Annotated in this window: 20 protein-coding genes; 7 read left to right on the top strand and 13 right to left on the bottom strand. The window is 57.1% G+C overall.

Going from position 1 to position 18,723, the window contains the following annotated elements; all coding sequences use genetic code 11:
* The first annotated feature begins 6 nt into the window (after positions 1-6).
* On the top strand, positions 7-525 hold the full coding sequence (gene sodC, locus ACRDD5_RS10150; protein ID WP_271283759.1) for a superoxide dismutase [Cu-Zn] SodC: 519 nt from the start codon (positions 7-9) through the stop codon (positions 523-525).
* Here the strand turns inward: sodC and ACRDD5_RS10145 are convergent.
* The 3 genes from ACRDD5_RS10145 to ACRDD5_RS10135 are packed head-to-tail and all read right to left on the bottom strand — an operon-like array spanning position 504 to position 3,635.
* Complete coding sequence (locus ACRDD5_RS10145) at positions 504-2,537, bottom strand: FUSC family protein (protein WP_438676678.1); 2,034 nt, start codon at positions 2,535-2,537, stop codon at positions 504-506. The two genes, sodC and ACRDD5_RS10145, sit on opposite strands and share 22 nt — an antisense overlap.
* Positions 2,534-3,391, bottom strand: coding sequence for an efflux RND transporter periplasmic adaptor subunit (locus tag ACRDD5_RS10140; protein WP_438676677.1), 858 nt, complete (start codon positions 3,389-3,391; stop codon positions 2,534-2,536). The genes ACRDD5_RS10145 and ACRDD5_RS10140 overlap by 4 nt, the downstream gene beginning before the upstream one ends.
* Positions 3,392-3,398: 7 nt before the next feature.
* Complete coding sequence (locus ACRDD5_RS10135; protein ID WP_271283756.1) at positions 3,399-3,635, bottom strand: DUF1656 domain-containing protein; 237 nt, start codon at positions 3,633-3,635, stop codon at positions 3,399-3,401.
* Between the two features lie 186 nt (positions 3,636-3,821).
* Here ACRDD5_RS10135 and slyA point away from each other — a divergent pair, with 186 nt between their 5' ends.
* Positions 3,822-4,262: a transcriptional regulator SlyA gene (gene slyA / locus ACRDD5_RS10130; protein ID WP_271283755.1), complete on the top strand. Its 441-nt coding sequence runs from the start codon at positions 3,822-3,824 to the stop codon at positions 4,260-4,262.
* Between the two features lie 56 nt (positions 4,263-4,318).
* Here slyA and slyB read toward each other — a convergent pair whose 3' ends face one another.
* Positions 4,319-4,786 carry an outer membrane lipoprotein SlyB gene (gene slyB, locus ACRDD5_RS10125; RefSeq protein WP_271283754.1) on the bottom strand — a complete coding sequence of 156 codons (468 nt, stop codon included), beginning with the start codon at positions 4,784-4,786 and terminating at the stop codon, positions 4,319-4,321.
* 284 nt (positions 4,787-5,070) lie between these two features.
* On the opposite strand from slyB, the gene anmK reads away from it, so the two are divergent.
* The 5 genes from anmK (at position 5,071) to pdxY (ending at position 9,652) form a co-directional block, all read left to right on the top strand.
* Positions 5,071-6,195, top strand: a complete 1,125-nt coding sequence (gene anmK, locus ACRDD5_RS10120) for an anhydro-N-acetylmuramic acid kinase (RefSeq protein WP_438676676.1) — start codon at positions 5,071-5,073, stop codon at positions 6,193-6,195.
* 93 nt (positions 6,196-6,288) lie between these two features.
* Positions 6,289-6,612 (top strand): C-type lysozyme inhibitor, encoded by a 324-nt coding sequence (mliC, locus tag ACRDD5_RS10115; RefSeq protein WP_271283752.1) that lies wholly within the window; start codon positions 6,289-6,291, stop codon positions 6,610-6,612.
* Positions 6,613-6,669: 57 nt separating this feature from the next.
* The gene (gene pdxH, locus ACRDD5_RS10110) at positions 6,670-7,326 is read left to right on the top strand and encodes a pyridoxamine 5'-phosphate oxidase (protein WP_438676675.1); all 657 of its coding nucleotides are present in this window, start codon (positions 6,670-6,672) and stop codon (positions 7,324-7,326) included.
* A gap of 126 nt (positions 7,327-7,452) precedes the next feature.
* On the top strand, positions 7,453-8,733 hold the full coding sequence (gene tyrS, locus ACRDD5_RS10105; RefSeq protein ID WP_271283750.1) for a tyrosine--tRNA ligase: 1,281 nt from the start codon (positions 7,453-7,455) through the stop codon (positions 8,731-8,733).
* A 58-nt stretch (positions 8,734-8,791) separates the two neighbouring features.
* The gene (pdxY, locus tag ACRDD5_RS10100) at positions 8,792-9,652 is read left to right on the top strand and encodes a pyridoxal kinase PdxY (protein ID WP_438676674.1); all 861 of its coding nucleotides are present in this window, start codon (positions 8,792-8,794) and stop codon (positions 9,650-9,652) included.
* Positions 9,653-9,699: 47 nt separating this feature from the next.
* Here the strand turns inward: pdxY and gstA are convergent, their stop codons facing one another.
* The 9 genes from gstA to rsxA all read right to left on the bottom strand — a co-directional run bounded on the left by gstA (position 9,700) and on the right by rsxA (position 18,699).
* Positions 9,700-10,305, bottom strand: a complete 606-nt coding sequence (gstA, locus tag ACRDD5_RS10095) for a glutathione transferase GstA (protein WP_438676673.1) — start codon at positions 10,303-10,305, stop codon at positions 9,700-9,702.
* 107 nt (positions 10,306-10,412) lie between these two features.
* Positions 10,413-11,921 carry a dipeptide/tripeptide permease DtpA gene (gene dtpA, locus ACRDD5_RS10090; RefSeq protein ID WP_271283747.1) on the bottom strand — a complete coding sequence of 503 codons (1,509 nt, stop codon included), beginning with the start codon at positions 11,919-11,921 and terminating at the stop codon, positions 10,413-10,415.
* 599 nt (positions 11,922-12,520) lie between these two features.
* A complete protein-coding gene (nth, locus tag ACRDD5_RS10085; RefSeq protein ID WP_271283746.1) occupies positions 12,521-13,156 on the bottom strand; it encodes an endonuclease III in 636 nt (211 codons plus the stop codon).
* Positions 13,153-13,839 (bottom strand): electron transport complex subunit E, encoded by a 687-nt coding sequence (locus tag ACRDD5_RS10080; protein WP_271283745.1) that lies wholly within the window; start codon positions 13,837-13,839, stop codon positions 13,153-13,155. Before ACRDD5_RS10080 ends, nth begins: the two co-directional genes overlap by 4 nt.
* Before the next feature lie 2 nt (positions 13,840-13,841).
* Complete coding sequence (gene rsxG, locus ACRDD5_RS10075; RefSeq protein WP_438676672.1) at positions 13,842-14,462, bottom strand: electron transport complex subunit RsxG; 621 nt, start codon at positions 14,460-14,462, stop codon at positions 13,842-13,844.
* Positions 14,463-14,472: 10 nt separating this feature from the next.
* The gene (rsxD, locus tag ACRDD5_RS10070) at positions 14,473-15,525 is read right to left on the bottom strand and encodes an electron transport complex subunit RsxD (protein WP_438676671.1); all 1,053 of its coding nucleotides are present in this window, start codon (positions 15,523-15,525) and stop codon (positions 14,473-14,475) included.
* The gene (gene rsxC / locus ACRDD5_RS10065) at positions 15,526-17,547 is read right to left on the bottom strand and encodes an electron transport complex subunit RsxC (RefSeq protein WP_438676670.1); all 2,022 of its coding nucleotides are present in this window, start codon (positions 17,545-17,547) and stop codon (positions 15,526-15,528) included.
* Positions 17,540-18,118 (bottom strand): electron transport complex subunit RsxB, encoded by a 579-nt coding sequence (rsxB, locus tag ACRDD5_RS10060; protein WP_271283741.1) that lies wholly within the window; start codon positions 18,116-18,118, stop codon positions 17,540-17,542. Before rsxB ends, rsxC begins: the two co-directional genes overlap by 8 nt.
* On the bottom strand, positions 18,118-18,699 hold the full coding sequence (gene rsxA, locus ACRDD5_RS10055) for an electron transport complex subunit RsxA (protein ID WP_438676669.1): 582 nt from the start codon (positions 18,697-18,699) through the stop codon (positions 18,118-18,120). Before rsxA ends, rsxB begins: the two co-directional genes overlap by 1 nt.
* Positions 18,700-18,723 lie beyond the last annotated feature (24 nt).

Here is an 18,723-nt window from a genome sequence, read left to right as displayed (position 1 = left end):
GGTCATATGAAGCGTTTTACTCTGGCGATGTTGACGTTGATGGTGTGCGCAGGTGCGCAGGCTGCCAGCGACGAAGTTGAGATGAACCTCGTCACCTCTCAGGGGGTAGGCCAGTCGGTCGGGACGGTGAAAATCACCGAAACGGATAAGGGACTGGAGTTCGCCCCCAATCTTAAAGCCCTTCCTCCGGGCGAACACGGTTTCCACGTCCACGCGAAAGGTTCCTGCGAACCCGCCATGAAAGAGGGCAAGCCTTCTGCTGCCGAATCGGCGGGTGGGCATCTCGATCCGCACAGCAGCGGCAAACATGAAGGCCCGGACGGCATGGGACATCTTGGCGATCTGCCGGTGCTGGTGGTCAATAACGACGGTAAAGCCACCGATCCCGTTGTCGCGCCACGCCTTAAAAAGCTGGATGAGGTGAAAGGCAAAGCGCTGATGATCCACGTCGGGGGCGATAATATGTCCGATCAACCCAAACCGCTTGGCGGTGGTGGGGCCCGCTACGCCTGCGGGGTGATCTGATCGCTGAGGGTGCCCGGCGCGGGCGCCTGCTCCAGCTGGGACAGGGAACAGTGCAGCCGCCAGATAAGCGCGGCCAGATCCTGCGCCGCAGGCTGGGGATGGTGCCCGAGGGTGTCACAGATCCGTTTTAATTCATCAAGGGTGGCGGCCAGCGGACGTTGCTGCACGCCGCGCTCGCTCATGATGTCGCGCAGGAGTGAAACTGCCACGTCGCGCACCTGCGCCAGCGGATCGGAGCGGGTTTCCCACCCGCGCAGCTGCCAGACCACGTGACTGCAGTTCAGCAGCACCACACCCCAGCGCAGCAGCCAGCGGCGCGAGAGCGCGTCCTGGCTGGTGTTCAGCTGGCTGACGTGATGGTACACCAGTGATTCATACCCATTTTCACTTAGCCGCGGTCGGCGGCTGAGCTGATCGACAAAACCGCGACGCAGCTCCTTAATGTGGCGGCGGCTTTTGCGCGCATCCGATCCCGGTCGTAGTACTGCGAACGCCAGCCAGGTCAACCCCACGCCGAGGATCTTCGCCAGATTGTCATTCAGGAAATCGGCAAAGTCATACACGGGCGGATTGGTGACTGAAATAAACGAACCCATAAACACAATCAGCTGCCCCCACAGGCCGGCCTGGCGAGGGATTTGCAGCTTCATCAGCTGCATAGTGGTGAGCAGCGGGAACAGAAACAGCAGGAACAGCCACAGATCCGATATCTGTACCATCAGGCCAAATTTGAAGACAACACTGAACAGCGAGAGCAGGACGAGGGTGCGCAACAGCAGCGTCAGCGAATTAAACGGCGTTGGCGAAACGGAGTAGAGCACGCTACTGATCGCCGCCAGCGTCAGGGCCGCCGAGCCTGATTCCCACTGGGTGGAAATGCTCCAGGCGCCCACCAGGCACAGCGCGCAGAAGGTGCGAAAGCCGCTCCATAAGGCTTCAAGGTTGTCCGTATGACGCGCCAGCGCCGGGCTGTGCGGAACACTAAACTCGGTTACCGGGGTGGCGGTCTCGACCGCTGCTATCCAGCGGCTGCTCTGCAGATACAGGCGGCTGAAATAGCGTAACCGCTGCCAGACGGCGCGATGGCGGTAATCGCCCCCTGCTGCGGGTTTCAGCGGGGCGATAATACGCGCCACGGTATAAACATCGGTGTCGGGTCGTGCGAGCGCAGCCAGCAGCTGGTCGATAATCTCCCGTGTGTGCGCGGGGGGATCGGGCCAGTTCAGTAGCATCCGGCGTAAGCTGGAGATAGCGCTGGTCATCCGCAGCTGCTGGTGAAGGAGATAATTCAGCAGAGCATTTTGCCGCCGAAAGCGATAGTGGCTCCAGAAGGCCTGAATGCGCAGCAGGTTCATGGTCAGGATTTGGGCGATCACTTTCTCATGGGCCTGGCGAATCGTATCGTTGCTGTCGGGCTGCCACAGCAGGCTGGCATGTTCCAGCAGTCGGGCGTGCATGCTCTTGAGGGCACCGATCAGGGCGGTGCCATCCGAGGTGCTGGGCAGGATCATCATCATCACCCCGCCGCTGAGTATCCCGATAATGACCTCGCAGACGCGGGCCTGAGCAATATCCCACAGCTGGGTGATATCCAGAATATTGACCACCGGAAAGGCAATGATTGCGGCAGTGTAACCCGCCAGCTGAAAGGCATAGGCGACGTTATTGGTAAAGTGGGCGCAGGCCCAGGTACAGACCCCGAGCCACCCCGCCATGCTGAACAAAAACAGCCACGGATCGTTCAGGGTATGCCCGGCGATAATCAGCGCCGCGGTGGCCCCCAGCAAGCTGCCCACCACGCGGCCAAGGCTTTTACTGATCACCCCGCCAACCGTCGGGAAGCTGACCACCGCCGCCGAGGTCATCGCCCAGTAGGGCTCATCCAGATTAAGGCAATAAGCGACGGTCAGCGCCAGGCACATCGCGATCCCGTTGCGCAGGGCATAGCGCCACTGGGCAGAGGTTGCCTTTATCCACGGCAGGTTACGCCAGGAAAAAGCGGACACCTTCACGGCAGGGTCCCGATCGCCACGCTACAGGTGGTGCCGGAGACCAGGGTCAGATCCGCCGGAAGCTGGTCAAAGGTGATGCGTACCGGAATGCGCTGCGCCAGCCGCACCCACGGGATAGTCGGCTTCACGTCGGGCACCAGCCCTGAATCGGTCTCCACGCTCTGATCGTAGATGGCGCGCCCGATGCTGGAAACGTGACCCTGTAACGTTACCGAGCCGCTGTAGAGGGTAATCTGGGCAGGCGCACCCTCGCGGATGTGGCGCAGTTTAGTCTCTTCAAAATAGCCGACCACGTAAAATGAGTGGCTGTCGACCAGCGCAAACAGCGGCTGCCCGGTGGTGGCGTAATCGCCCACCCGGGTGGAAAGATTCGTCACCCAGCCGTCAACCGGGGCTTTGACCACGGTCTGCGTCAGCTGCCACTGGGCCTGCTTGAGCGCCGCTTCGGCCACCTCGACGCTGGCCTGCATCGCCTGGACGTTGATATTGGCCGTATCCATATCTTCGGCGGAGATATAGTTTCGCGACAGATGACGACGGCGGTTGGCTTCGTTATCGGCTTTGGCCAGATCGGTCCGGGCTTTCGCCAGCTGCGCTTCGGCATTCAGCACCGCGATGTGCCAGGGGGTTTCATCAATATGAAACAGCACCTCACCGGCATGGACAAACTGGTTATCTTTAATCTTAAGGGTCGTAATGGTGCCGGAAACCTGCGGCGTGATACTGACCTGCTCGGCGCGCACTTTGCCATCGCGGGTCCATGGGGATTGCATATAATAATTCCACAGCCACCAACCGGCGATGAGCGCCAGCGCAACAACCAACAGCGATGAGAAATATTTCAGGGTTTTCATACAAGAGTCACCAGACAATTAATACAACAAGGCCCAGGCAGACCGCAAGAACAAACAGCGAGAGATCCATCAGCATGGGATGCCAGATTTCACCGGAATACATCCAGTCGCGCAGCAGACGGTGGGTGACCAGCCAGAGAATAAAACCCAGCATCACCGCCTTAAATAAAGGGGGAAAGTAAACAGAGGCACCGACAATCAAGTCCTGAAGCGGTAACCCGGTGGCGTTAAACGTAAACTTCACGAGCCGGTTCCTTTGCAAAGGGGAAGTGGCCTCAGCGGCCCGCCATAACGCACCAGGGCGTCACAATTCAGTGTAAATCAAAAGAATCTTGTTGGATGAATGCAGTATTGCATTTGTTTTGGCAATATAAATGCTGCAAACTATTCTAAAATCAGTATAATAACTTAGCAAGCTAATTATAAGGAGATGAAATTGGAATCGCCATTAGGTTCTGATCTGGCAAGGTTAGTACGCGTGTGGCGTGCTCTGATTGACCATCGCCTGAAACCTCTGGAATTGACACAGACGCATTGGGTTACGCTGCATAATATTCATCAGCTGCCGCCCGACCAGTCGCAGATCCAACTGGCTAAAGCGATAGGCATTGAGCAGCCATCCCTGGTTCGTACACTCGATCAACTGGAAGATAAGGGACTGATTTCTCGACAGACCTGTGCCAGCGATCGTCGTGCTAAGCGAATTAAACTGACTGAAAAAGCTACCCCCATTATTACCGAGATGGAAATGGTAATCAGTAAAACGCGCGGTGAGATCCTCTCCGGAATATCGCCCGCTGAACTGGAACTGCTGATCTCGCTGGTGGCCCGGCTTGAGCACAATATTAACGAGCTCCAGTCTCGCGACTGACCATAAAAAAGCCTTGCATACGCAAGGCTTTTTCTTGTCACTGACCTGCCCGGATATTAGCGTGGGGAAACGGTCACCTGGCTACCGTTGCTGGCTAACACAACGCGCTGACCTGCAGCGAACTGGGTGTTACCCTGCTTCTGCACCACCATGATGGTGCTGCCGTCATCCTTACGAATTTCTAACTCTACACCCTGAGTTTTGTTCATCGCGCCCTGCACACCCTGGCCCGCAACGCCACCGGCTACTGCGCCAGCTGCGGTCGCCAGAGAGCGGCCTGTGCCGCCACCGACGGTGTTACCGAGGAAACCACCCAGCACTGCACCGCCAATCGCACCGATAACGTTAGCGTCATCGCCGCCCTGAATTTGTACCGGGCGAGTATGAACAATGGTGCCATAAGTCACATTCTGAACTTGTTTGGCTTCAGAAGCGCTGTAAACATCCCCGGACATAGAGCTGCTATTAACACAACCAGCCAGAGTAAAACCAATCATCGACACGGCCAGTACACGTAAAATCATTTGAATCTCCTGTTCACCAAATAAACGCGATGCGCTCCGTATGGCTAAATTATATGGCATCGGGTGCCATAGATCCTATCTTCGCTTAAACATTAAGAGAATTGTACTTGATTCTGACTTAACCAGAGATAAACAGGCGTTGACCTGGCGCAAAAGTGCCATGCGGAATATTCCTGGAATGCACGTAAGTGTCAGGTATTGTTAAAAAGTATATGTCCGCCATAGCATTGATTACGCGTTTATGGTGGAGTGTGCCCACAGCCCAGGCGGATTAAGGAAAGCATATGAAATCGGGTCGCTATATTGGCGTAATGTCAGGTACCAGTCTTGACGGCGTGGATGTCGTTCTTGCGGCAATAGACGAGAACATGGTCGCACAGCAGGCCAGCCTGAGCTGGCCCATTCCGCCGGAAATCAAGCACGCGATCCTCAACATCTGCCAGGGGCAGCAGCTGACGCTGTCGCAGCTGGGCCAGCTCGACACCCAGCTGGGACGCTTGTTCGGCGATGCCGTGCAGGCGCTGATGAATCAGGAAAATCTGCGTCCTCAGGACGTGGTCGCCATCGGCTGTCACGGGCAAACCGTCTGGCATGAGCCGGGCAGCGATTATCCCCATACGCTGCAAATTGGCGACAATAATCAGATCGTGGCGAAAACGGGCGTAACCGTCGTGGGTGATTTTCGCCGTCGGGATATGGCTCTGGGTGGGCAGGGCGCACCGCTGGTGCCGGCCTTTCATCATGCGCTGCTCGCGCATCCCCACGAGCGCCGGATGGTGTTGAACATTGGCGGGATTGCCAACCTGTCGCTATTGATCCCTGACCAGCCGGTACGCGGGTTCGATACCGGACCGGGCAATATGCTGATGGATGCCTGGATCTGGCGTCAGATGGGCAAAGGCTACGATAAAGACGCCAACTGGGCCTGCAGCGGTAAAGTCATTATCCCGCTGCTGCAGAACATGCTGCTCGATCCCTATTTTGCGGCACCGGCGCCAAAAAGCACCGGACGCGAGTACTTTAACTACGGCTGGCTGGAGCGTCATCTGGCCCGCTTCCCGGGTCTGGCGCCACAGGATGTGCAGGCCACGCTTGCCGAACTCACCGCCGTGTCGATTGCTGAACAAGTGCTGTTAAGCGGCGGCTGCGTGCGGCTGCTGGTGTGCGGCGGCGGCGGCCGTAATCCGCTGCTGATGGCGCGTCTTGCGGGCCTGCTGCCTGGCACGGAAGTGACCACCACCGATCGGGTGGGGATCAGCGGCGATGACATGGAAGCCCTGGCGTTTGCCTGGTTGGCCTGGCGCACGGTGGCGGGGCTGCCGGGTAATTTACCGTCGGTGACCGGCGCGCGTGAAGCCAGCGTGTTAGGTGCTGTTTTTCCAGCCAATCCGCGACAAAATCAGAGTTAACCGAATTTCACCTACGGATGCGAAGGGTAAACTAACAGGAAACGGGAGGGCGGCGTTGCCCTCCGGGACCAGGATAGTCTTCGGAACACACCCATGAAAAAACTGCTTCTTGTTTTAACCCCTTTTCTGCTGGCGGGTTGTAGCGTTTACAACCAGTTTGTTGAGCGTATGCAAACCGACACGCTGGCCTACCAGTGCGAAGAAAAGCCGCTCACCGTTAAGCTCAATAATCCGCGCCAGGAAGTCAGCTTCGTTTATGACAACAAGCTGCTGACGCTGAAGCAGGGAATGTCCGCCTCGGGCACCCGCTACTCTGACGGTGTTTACGTGTTCTGGTCGAAAGGCGACAGCGCCACGGTCTACAAACGCGACCGCAGCGTGCTGAACAATTGTCAGATCCAAAATCCGAAGCGTTGAGATTTTGCAGGGGGCGGCGCACAATAGCGCCACCCGATCACAACCTCAGTTAACGCCATGTCTGATAACGACGAATTGCAGCAAATTGCGCATCTGCGCCGCGAATACACCAAAGGCGGCCTGCGTCGCCAGGATCTCCCCGCCGAGCCGCTGGTGCTGTTTGAACGCTGGCTAAAACAGGCCTGTGAGGCCCGCCTTGCCGATCCCACTGCGATGGTGGTGGCGACCGTCGACGAGCACGGTCAACCCTATCAGCGCATCGTGTTGCTCAAGCATTATGATGAAAAAGGTCTGGTGTTCTATACCAACCTTGGCAGCCGTAAAGCGCACCACCTCGAAAACAACCCGCGTATCAGCCTGCTGTTCCCGTGGCATATGCTCGAGCGTCAGGTGATGGTCACCGGCACCGTCGAGCGTCTCTCCACGCTGGAAGTGCTGAAATATTTCCACTCCCGCCCGCGTGACAGCCAGATTGGCGCCTGGGTTTCTAAACAGTCGAGCCGCATCTCGGCCCGTGGCGTGTTGGAAAGCAAATTCCTCGAACTGAAACAGAAATTCCAGCAGGGTGAAGTGCCGCTGCCGAGCTTTTGGGGCGGATTCCGCGTGCCCATCCAGCAAATGGAGTTCTGGCAGGGCGGAGAACATCGTCTGCACGATCGTTTTTTGTACCAGCGCGATAACGACGCGTGGAAAATCGATCGACTGGCACCTTAATCCCCGAAATTTGTTCGCTTAAGCGCTGGTACAACCGGTGTCAGCGCTTTATTCTATGTACCTTTCGCGTCTGGCGAAAAGTCGTGTACCGGCAAAGGTGCAGTCGTTTTATACATGGAGAATTTGATGGCAAGCAGTAACTTGATTAAACAATTGCAAGAGCGGGGCCTCGTGGCTCAGGTGACGGACGAGGAAGCGTTAGCAGAGCGACTGGCGCAAGGCCCGATCGCCCTCTATTGCGGCTTCGATCCTACCGCCGATAGCTTGCATTTGGGGCATCTGGTTCCTTTGTTATGCCTGAAACGCTTCCAGCTGGCAGGCCATACGCCTGTAGCACTGGTCGGCGGCGCAACGGGTCTGATTGGCGACCCAAGCTTTAAAGCCGCTGAGCGTAAACTGAATACGGCAGACACCGTGCAGGAGTGGGTGGATAAAATCCGCAAACAGGTTGCCCCGTTCCTCGACTTCGACTGTGGTGCAAACTCGGCGATTGCGGCCAATAACTACGACTGGTTTGGCGGTATGAACGTGCTGACCTTCCTGCGTGATATCGGCAAGCACTTCTCTGTTAACCAGATGATCAACAAAGAAGCGGTGAAGCAGCGTCTGAACCGTGACGACCAGGGGATCTCGTTCACCGAGTTCTCCTATAACCTGCTGCAGGGTTATGACTTTGCCTGTCTGAATAACCTGCACGGTGTGGCGCTGCAGATTGGCGGCTCCGATCAGTGGGGTAACATCACCTCCGGTATCGATCTGACCCGTCGCCTGCATCAGAACCAGGTCTTCGGTTTGACAGTTCCCCTGATCACCAAGTCTGACGGCACCAAATTCGGTAAAACCGAAGGCGGCGCGGTCTGGCTCGATCCAAAGAAAACCAGCCCGTATAAGTTCTACCAGTTCTGGATCAACACCGCCGACGCCGACGTGTATCGCTTCCTGAAGTTCTTCACCTTTATGGATCTGGAAGAGATTAATGCCCTGGAAGAAGAAGACAAGACCAGCGGTAAAGCGCCGCGCGCGCAGTATGTGCTGGCGGAGCAGGTTACCCGTCTGGTTCACGGTGAAGAGGGGCTGGTGGCCGCGAAGCGTATCACCGCCAGCCTGTTTAACGGCACACTGAGCGATCTGAGCGAAGCCGACTTCGAACAGCTGGCGCAGGATGGTGTGCCAATGGTTGAGATGGAGAAAGGCGCAGACCTGATGCAGGCGCTGGTCGACTCCGAGCTGCAGCCGTCCCGCGGTCAGGCGCGTAAAACCATCGCCTCGAACGCCATCACCATCAACGGTGAAAAACAGTCCAACGAGGAATATACCTTTGTGGACAGCGATCGTCTGTATGGTCGTTACACCTTACTGCGTCGCGGCAAAAAGAATTACTGTCTGGTTTGCTGGAAGTCAGCATAAAAACAACAGGGGCGTGGGAAACCACGCCCCTTTATTTTTTCAGGGTTGTGGTAAGAAAATGAAGAATATCCTCGCCATCCAGTCCCACGTCGTTTTTGGGCATGCTGGCAACAGCGCCGCTGAATTTCCGATGCGTCGTCTTGGGGCCAACGTCTGGCCGTTAAACACCGTTCAGTTTTCCAACCATACGCAATACGGTAAATGGACCGGCTGCGTGATGCCGCCTGCGCACCTGACCGACATCGTGCAAGGCATTGCTGATATCGACAAGCTGAAGACCTGTGACGCCGTCCTGAGCGGCTATCTGGGCTCGGCAGAGCAGGGCGAGCATATTCTCGGCATCGTGCGTCAGGTGAAGGCGGCTAACCCGGCAGCAAAATACTTCTGCGATCCGGTGATGGGTCATCCAGAAAAAGGCTGCATCGTGGCGCCTGGCGTCGCGGAGTTTCACGTGCGTCATGCATTACCGGCCAGCGATATCATCGCCCCGAACCTGATCGAGCTGGAAATCCTCTGCGAACACGCCGTCAACAGCGTGGATGAGGCGATTGCCGCCTCCCGGGAACTGATTGCCCAGGGCCCTGAAATCGTGCTGGTGAAGCATCTGGCGCGCGCCGGGTTAAGCCTGGATCGCTTTGAGATGCTGCTGGTGACCAAAGATGAAGCCTGGCATATCAGCCGTCCGCTGGTGGATTTTGGGATTCGTCAGCCGGTGGGCGTGGGTGATGTGACCAGCGGCCTGCTGCTGGTGAAGCTGCTGCAGGGGGCAACGGTGCGTGATGCGCTGGAGCACGTCACGTCGGCGGTGTACGAGATTATGATCGCCACGAAGAATATGCAGGAGTATGAGCTGCAGGTGGTGGCGGCGCAGGATCGTATCGCGAAGCCAGAGCATCTGTTTAGCGCGACACAGCTTTGACATCATTGCCCGGCAGGCAACGCGCCGCCGGGCAACAAACAACGTCCTTACTTCAACCCTTCCGCTTCCAGCGCCGCAGCCACGTCCGGACGTTCCGCCATCCGCGCCATGTAGGCGTCGATGTGGCCCAATCCTTCCATGTTCAGTTTCACTGCCCGCGCCCAGCGCAGGACGGTAAAGAGATACGCATCGGCAATCGTGAAGCGCTGACCGCAAATCCAATGATCGTCTTTCAACTGGTCATTCACGTACTGCAGTTTTTTCTCCAGTAGTGCGCGAACGGTCGGTTTGTACTCTTCCGGGGTATCCGGGCGGAACAGCGGCGTAAAGCCTTTGTGCAGCTCGGTAGCGATGAAGTTCATCCACTCAAGGGTCTTGTAGCGCGCGATGCTGCCGGTGGGTGCCAGCAGCTGGCGATCGGCCACGCCATCCGCCAGGTATTGCATAATCGCCACCCCTTCGGTCAGCAGCGTACCGTCTTCCAGAAGCAGTGCCGGAACCTGACCTTTTGGATTCACCGCAAAGAAATCGTCGCCGTTTTCCAGCTTTTTCTTCATCAGGTCAACGCTGCTAAGGGTGAAGTCTTTCCCGCTTTCACGCAGCGTAATATGACAGGCAAGAGAGCAGGCGCCTGGTTTGTAGAACAGTTTCATCGGTCACTCCTGTTGGCTAGGTTTACTGTATGGTAGTGCTCAGCGGAATAAAAAAAAAGCCGCTAACACACAGTTAGCGGCTTCTGTTCAGTCGTTTCCCGATGACATTACGCAGTAGCGGTGGTCGTCGCTTTGGCGGTGCTGTCGTCGTCCTGAGTCATACGGTTCAGCTTCGGTGCTGTCAGCATCATCAGCAAGGCGATAACCGCAGTGGCAATACCAATCTGCAGGAACACGTCGCCGTAAACATGCAGGGAAACCAGCGGGTCAGTCACGTCTGATGGCACGGCCATAAGGTTAGCAATCTTACCAGCGATCAGTGCAGCACCGGCGGTTGTCAGGAACCAGCTACCCATGATGAAGCCCATCAGGCGCTGTGGAACCAGCTGTGCAACCATCGCAAGGCCCAGACCGGAGATCATCAGCTCACCGATAGACTGCAGGGCGTAGCTCAGGATCAGCCAGTTAACGGAAACAATGCCCGCGTCGCTGGCGAATTTCGCACCCAACGGCAGCACCAGGAAGGCGCCAGAGCACAGTACCATACCGACGGCGAACTTGTGCGGCATCGGCAGACGATCGCCCATCTTGTTATAGATAGCGGCCAGAATCGGGCTACCAACCATGATCCAGAACGGGTTCAGTGCCTGGAACTGCTCAGGTTCGAACGCGATACCCAGAATAGAGTGCTCAACGTTACGGATCGCAAAGAAGTTCAGCGAGGTTGGCATCTGGCTGTACAGGACGAAGAAGCAAATCGCTTCCAGCATCAGGATGAACGCGACAATCATCTTACGGCGCGCAGCACCCTGCATCGCAAACGCTTCTTTCGCAAAGATAGCGATGATACCCAGTGCCACAACGCCCAGCACCGCACGTGCGATGCCCTGGTTGTGCAGCAGCCAGGTGGCAACAGCAACCAGAATCACTACGCCGACGATAGTTGCCAGCAGTTTGCCCATCTGTACCGGTGCAAAGTCAGGTTTTGAACCGTAGTCCTTCACCCAGCTGCGGCAGAACAGGAAGTTCACAACGGTGATCAGCATCCCGACGAAGCTCAGGGCAAACGCCACGCTCCAGCCGAATTTAGCGGCCAGCCACGGGGTTGCCAGCATCGAGAAGAAGGAACCGATGTTGATGGACATGTAGTACATGGTAAATGCACCGTCCAGACGCGGATCATCCTTGTTATAGCAGGTAGAAAGCAGGGAAGACGGGTTCGCTTTGAACAGGCCGTTACCCACTGCGATGGTCGCCATACCCATGTAAACCACACCGGCATCGTGACCAGACCAGGCAACCAGACCGTAACCGATAGCCAGTACGATGGCACCGAGTAAAATGACACGTTTGGTCCCGAGAACTTTATCACCCAGCCAGCCGCCGACTGCGACCAGACCGTATACCAGGGCACTAAAAGAAGAAAACAGCGTGATGGAATCTGCTTCGGACATACCCAGTTGTTTTACCAGGTAAACTGCCATGATCCCCTGCAGACCGTAGTAACCAAAACGCTCCCACAGCTCGATAGAGAAAATGAGATAGAACGATTTTGGCTGTTTAAAAGCGTTGAGACTTACGCTTTCTTCTGCTGGTTTTTTGTTTGCAATAGACACATATACCTCTTTTTTTACATCCCATATTAAGGGGGTGTTCACAGCGTGATGACCGTAGTCCATCCGCTTTATAGTTATAGTGGGAGGGGAAACGGCGGTTAATGTTCACTATCCTGACCCGTCTGGCAAGATGTTTGCAATACTCTGTTACATTTAACTCTGTCGCTATAATTAACCGGAAACATAAATGTTATTCAGCGTTAAATTTCAGTCAGCCTGATTTGCTGGTTTTTTTCACTACTCAATTGGCTGATTAGTGGGCGGATGGCGATATGTTCTGCTGTTAAAGGTAATAAGCAGTGATATGGGCCATAATCTGAAAGTTATCTGGTCAGATATGTGGTGTTACAGGGCTGGGTTCTTGTTGATGTAAGGAGTTATCGCGATTTTATACACAAAAATGCAACATCGCGTTATCAGGGTGATCGCGATCACATACTCATAGAAATTTTAGCTGTTAAAAAAACAATTAACCTGTTTGAACGTTATATAACCGAACAATGACCGGCCCATGCGGAAAGGTGAAGCAGGATCACGTGAGAAATTGCGCGCAGACAGGGGTAACTTTGCAGGATTAAAAAAACCGTCGGATGACGGTTTCAGATATCGACTTTCTCTTTGAATTCACATAAATCTTCGATAAGGCAGGAGCCACAGCGCGGCTTACGGGCGATGCAGGTATAGCGACCGTGCAGGATCAGCCAGTGATGACAGTCGACCTTAAATTCCGCCGGAACCACTTTCAGCAGTTTCTCTTCCACCTGCTCGACGTTTTTGCCCGGGGCAAAGTGAGTCCGATTACAGACGCGGAAGATGTGGGTATCGACCGCAATTGTTGGCCAGCCAAATGCGGTATTCAACACCACGTTGGCGGTCTTGCGTCCGACGCCGGGCAGGGCTTCCAGCGCCGCCCTGTCTTCCGGCACCTCGCCACCGTGCAGCTCCAGCAGCATGCGGCAGGTTTTGATCACGTTCTCGGCTTTGCTGTTAAACAGGCCGATGGTCTTGATGTAAGCTTTCACCCCGTCAACGCCCAACTCCAGCATCGCCTGCGGCGTGTTGGCCACCGGGTAAAGTTTGGCGGTGGCTTTGTTCACGCTCACGTCGGTAGCCTGAGCAGAAAGCAGGACCGCAATCAGCAGCTCAAACGGAGAGCTAAAGTTCAGCTCTGTGGTCGGGTGCGGATTGTTATCCCGCAGGCGCTGTAAAATCGCTAACCGTTTCTCTTTATTCATGAAGCCTTCTCGGGGATCCCTTCCTCAATGCTGCGTGCGGCAGCCCGGCGTTTACGTTTCTCATCAATCAGGTACTTTACTGCCAGCATCATGCCAAGGCCAATAAAGGCGCCAGGGGGCAGCATCGCCAGCAGGAATGGGGTGTCGGTGTGGAACACCTCGATGCGCAGGACTTTCGCCCAGCCGCCCAGCAGTGCGTCTGCGCCGTCGAACAGGGTGCCATTGCCGAGGATTTCACGCATTGATCCCAGCACGAACATCGCGCAGGTCGCCCCCATTCCGATAGCAAACCCATCGAGGGCGGAGATCAGCGGATCGTTCTTCACCGCAAAAGCTTCAGCACGCCCGACCACGATACAGTTGGTCACGATCAGCGGGATAAAAATCCCCAGCGACTGATACAGACCAAAGGCGTAGGCGTTAATCAGCATCTGCACGACGCTCACCACCGAGGCGATGATCATCACGTAGATGGGAATACGGATCTCAGACGGCGTCCAGCGACGCAGGGCCGAAATAGACAGGTTGGTCAGGGTCAGCACCAGCGTGGTTGCCAGCCCCAGACCCAGGGCATTGGTGGCGGTCGAGGTGACGGCCAGCAGCGGACACATCCCCAGCAGCTGCACCAGCGCAGAGTTGTTTTTCCACAGACCCTGGACGATAACCTCTTTAACCTGGCTCATGATTACTCCTCACAGGCGGGCAGATTGTTAAGCTGCGCGGGCAGCGTTTGCGCGTAGACACCCGCGCGTTTGACGGCATTCACCACTGCGCGTGGGGTGATGGTCGCACCGGTAAACTGGTCGAATTCGCCACCATCTTTCTTGACCGCAAACGCGGTATCGTCGCTGCCGTGGATAACTTTACCGGCAAAATGCAAAATCCAGTCGCTCAGGCGCGTTTCAATTTTATCACCAAGTCCTGGGGTTTCGTGATGTTCGGTGACGCGCGTGCCCAGCACGGTGCCGCTGAAATCGGTCCCGACCAGCAGTTGGATGGCACCGGAATAGCCGTCAGGTGCAGTCGCTTCCATTACCGCGCCGACCGGGGTATCGCCTTTACGGGCGATAAAAATACGGTGTTGTCCTTTGCCAAGCGGGGCAGCCTGCGCGATAAAGCAGCTTTTTTGCAGGTCATTATCGTAGAAGTCAGCCGGGATCACCTGGTCGAACAGCGCCTTTTGCTGGCGGGCTGCCTGCTCTTCGATGGTGGATTTGGTCAGCCCGTTGACCAGCGCGGTCAGGCCGGTGAGGACGGCGGCAAAGAGCGCCAGCGTCACGCCGTGTTGCTGCATGGTTTTTAGCATGGCGAGTCCCTTAGCGATGGCCATACACGCGCGGTCGCGTGTAGTAATCAATTAACGGTACGGTGATGTTAGCCAGCAGAACCGCAAAGGCCACGCCGTCCGGGTAGCCGCCAAAGCAGCGGATCAGCCACACCAGCAGACCGGCCAGCGCGCCAAAGATCAGGCGTCCACGGTTGGTGGTGGAGGCTGTCACCGGGTCGGTAAGGATAAAGAACGCACCGAGCATGGTCGCTCCGGAGAGCAGATGGATTTGCGGCGAGGCCAGCGTTTCCGGCGAGAAAATCCAGCCCAGCCCGGAGCAGATTGCCAGGGTAGCCAGGAAGCTGACCGGAATGTGCCAGCGGATCGCCTTTTGCCAAATCATAAACAGACCGCCCGCCAGATAGGCCAGATTGACCCACTGCCAGCCCGCGCCTGCCAGCACGCCGCTGTAGATCGGCATGTTCAGGATCTGCTCGACGCTGTGTCCCGCGTGCAGGGAGGTTTTAAAGGTGTCGAGCGGCGTCGCCTGGCTGATGCCATCCACGCCCATCCGCAGGCTTAACATATCGCTACCGCTGGCGGTATGGCCGGAGAAAATCACCTGCAGCGCATCAATAATGCCCGGTACAGTGGCGGCGATGTCGTGCGGCGGCAGCCAGCTGGTCATCTGCACCGGGAACGAGATCAGCAATACCACGTAGCCAATCATCGCCGGGTTGAACGGGTTATGGCCCAGTCCACCGTACAGCTGTTTGGCAATGATCACCGCGAAAACGGTACCCAGCACCACCATCCACCAGGGAGCAAACGGCGGAATACTGATGGCCAGCAGCAGACCGGTGAGCAGGGCAGAGTTGTCGGCCAGAATCTTACTGACCGCCATGTTGCGCAGCTTTAGCACCAGCGCCTCAGCGGCCAGCGCACTCGCACAGCCCAGGATTATCTGAAACAGCGTCCCCCAGCCAAAAAACCAGAACTGAACGGCGATGCCCGGCAGCGCGGCCAGACAAACCAGCATCATAATGCGCGATGTCTGACGCTGGTTGTGGGTATAAGGGGAGCTTGCGATTCTGAAAACCATTTAATCCTCGTTGACTGCCTGCTGTGCGGCTTTTTTGGCCTGAACGCGCGCAATCGCCGCAGCAACTGCAGCTTTGCGCGGATCGTCGTTGGCCGCCGATTCTTCTTCCTGTTGTGCCGCTTTGCGTGCTTTCGCACGGGCGATGGCGGCTTCGACTGCCGCTTTACGCGGGTCGACTGGTGTAGGTTCTGTCAGGGTCACATCCGGCGGCGTCGCTTTGCGCGCTTTGGCACGCGCAATCGCGGCTTCGACGGCCGCTTTGCGCGGGTCGACCGGGGCCTGCTCGACCTCAATCACCTCGGGTTGCGGCGCTTTACGCGCTTTGGCACGGGCGATGGCGGCTTCAACCGCGGCTTTACGCGGATCAACATCCGGCTGCGGCTGGGTCGCTTGTTCTTTTTCTGCCTGACGGGCGCGGGCCTCGGCCTTTCGCGCTTCGCGGGCGGCAATCACATCGCTGTTGTCCGGACGACGTCCTGCCGGGATCACCACGTCCTGGGTCGCGGTGGCTTTCTTCTCGCGAACGCGCGCCAGGGCCGCGCTGATGGCGTCCTGATCTTTCGCGGCAGGCTGCACCGCAGCCTTTTTATGGCGCGCTTCACGGGCAGCTTTTTCACGATCGAGGCGCAGCTGGCGGGCTTCAAAGCGCGCTTTGGCTTCGGCCGCGCGTTTTTCTTCCCGCTCGATGGCATAAATCTCGGCTTTCTCGACGCGGAAATATTGCACCAGCGGAATGCTGCTCGGGCAAACCCAGGCGCAGGCGCCGCATTCAATGCAGTCGGCCAGATTATGGGCTTTGGCTTTGTCGTGGATCTGGCCTTTACTGAACCAGTACAACTGTTGGGGCAGCAGATCCGCCGGACAGGCGTCGGCGCAGGCGCTGCAGCGAATGCAGCCTTTCTCTTCCTGCTCTTCGCCCATCTCGCTCGCAGACGGGGCCAGCAGACAGTTGGTGATTTTTACCACCGGAACGTCCAGCCACGGCAGGGTAAAGCCCATCAGCGGGCCGCCCATAATCACCAACTGCTCGGCTCCCGGGCAGAAATCGGCCTGCTCCAGCAGGTGGCGGACCGGCGTACCCAAGCGTGCCCAGACGTTGCCAGGCCGGTTTACGGCTTCGCCCGTTAAGGTGACGACGCGCTCGGTGAGCGGTTCACCGTCGACAACGGCACGTTTCACCGCATACGCGGTACCGACGTTCTGCATCAGCACGCCAATGTCCGAGGAGCGCCCGCCGAGCGGAACCTGCTTCCCGGTTAAAATTTGCGTCAGCTGCTTTGCGCCGCCAGAGGGGTATTTGGTCGGGACTACCCGCAGGCTGATGTCGTGGCTGTTTGCCAGCACCGCGCGCAGCATGGAGATCGCCTGCGGTTTGTTATCTTCGATGCCGATCAGCACTTCGCGAGGCTGAAGAATATGCGCGAGGATGCGAATCCCGTCGACAATCTGCGCCGCGCAGTCCTGCATCAGCCGATCGTCGGCAGTGATATAAGGCTCGCATTCGGCAGCGTTGATAATCAACGTCTGGATTTTGTCGCCGCCGCCCTGCAGTTTGTTGCCGGTCGGGAAGCCCGCGCCACCCAGACCGGCCACGCCGGACTGGTGAATGCGCTCGATCAGCGCCTCGCGGCTGTGGCTGCGATAGTCGCTCCAGCCGTCGCGGTCGATCCAGCGGTCTTCGCCGTCGGCTTCAATCACCACGCACAGTTCGGACAGCGCCGAAGGGTGGGCGACCGTATGCGGCGCGATGGACACCACTTTGCCCGAGGTCGGGGCGTGAACCGGGAGCATCCGTCCGCGCCCGAAGGTCAGCGGCTGGCCGCGTAACACGCTGTCACCGGCTTTGACACACAGCTCACCCTCAGCGCCAATGTGCTGTTTCAGGGGAATAATAAAGTGGTTGGCCAACGGAATCTGGCGCAGCGGCGTACCGCTGGACTGGGTTTTCATCTCCGGCGGGTGAATACCGCCGTCGAAATCCCAGATCTTCTCTTTTCTGAAGGCAGAAAATAACTTAAGCATGTTGTTCCACTGGAATAATGCGCACCGGAATGGTCTGGAGATCCCATTTCCAGCTGTCGGTCGTTGTCTCTACCGGCACTAAGGTAATGCACTGTGTCGGGCAAGGCGCGACGCAGAGATTACAGCCGGTGCACAGATCCGCCATCACGGTATGCATCGCGCGGGTAGCACCCACGATGGCATCGACCGGGCAGGCCTGAATACATTTGGTGCAGCCGATGCAGTTGGGCTCGTCAATGACCGCCAGCACGCGAACCGGCTCTTGAACACTCTCATCGCCATCAACGGGCTGCGGATCTACGTTAAGCAGTGTGGCAATCTTCAGCATCACCGCTTCGCCACCGGGGGCACAGCGGTTAATTTTTTCGCCGCCGGAACCCACCGCCTCAGCGTAAGGGCGGCAGCCAGGGTAGCCGCACTGTCCGCACTGGCTTTGCGGCAGCAGCTCATCGATTTTTTCGACCACCGGATCGTCCTGCACCGCAAAGCGGCGCGAGGCGTAACCGAGGATAATGCCAAAAATCAGCCCCAGCACACTGATGGCGGCGATGGCAATCCAGATAGCATTCATTACAACTTCACCAGACCACTGAAGCCCATAAAGGCCAGCGACATCAGACCGGCGGTCACCAGCGCGATGGCGTTACCGCGAAACGGTGCAGGGACATCGGCGGCGACCATGCGCTCGCGGATTGCCGCAAACAGCACCATCACCAGCGAGAAGCCGACGGCGGCAGAGAAGCCGTACAGCGCCGATTGCAGGAAGTTATGCCCAAGGTTAATGTTGAGCAACGCCACGCCGAGCACCGCACAGTTAGTGGTGATCAGCGGCAGGAAGATACCCAGCAGACGGTACAGCGCCGGGCTGGTTTTACGCACCACCATTTCGGTGAACTGCACCACCACGGCGATAACCAGAATAAAGGCCAGCGTGCGCAGGTAGGTCAGACCGGGTGGGATCAGGATCCAGGTGTCAATCCACCATGCACAAATAGAGGCGAGAGTCATCACGAAGGTGGTTGCCAGCCCCATCCCCATCGCGGTTTCTAGCTTCTTAGACACACCCATAAACGGGCAAAGGCCAAGGAACTTCACGAGGACGAAGTTGTTCACCAGCACCGTGCCGACAAAGAGCAGTAAGTAATCGGTCATTATTCAGCCTGAAATAAAAAAGCC

Source organism: Silvania sp. (genome assembly GCF_051656365.1).
GTDB classification, from domain to species: domain Bacteria; phylum Pseudomonadota; class Gammaproteobacteria; order Enterobacterales; family Enterobacteriaceae; genus Enterobacter; species Enterobacter hatchlandensis.
This window is presented reverse-complemented; position numbering and strand designations above follow the sequence as displayed.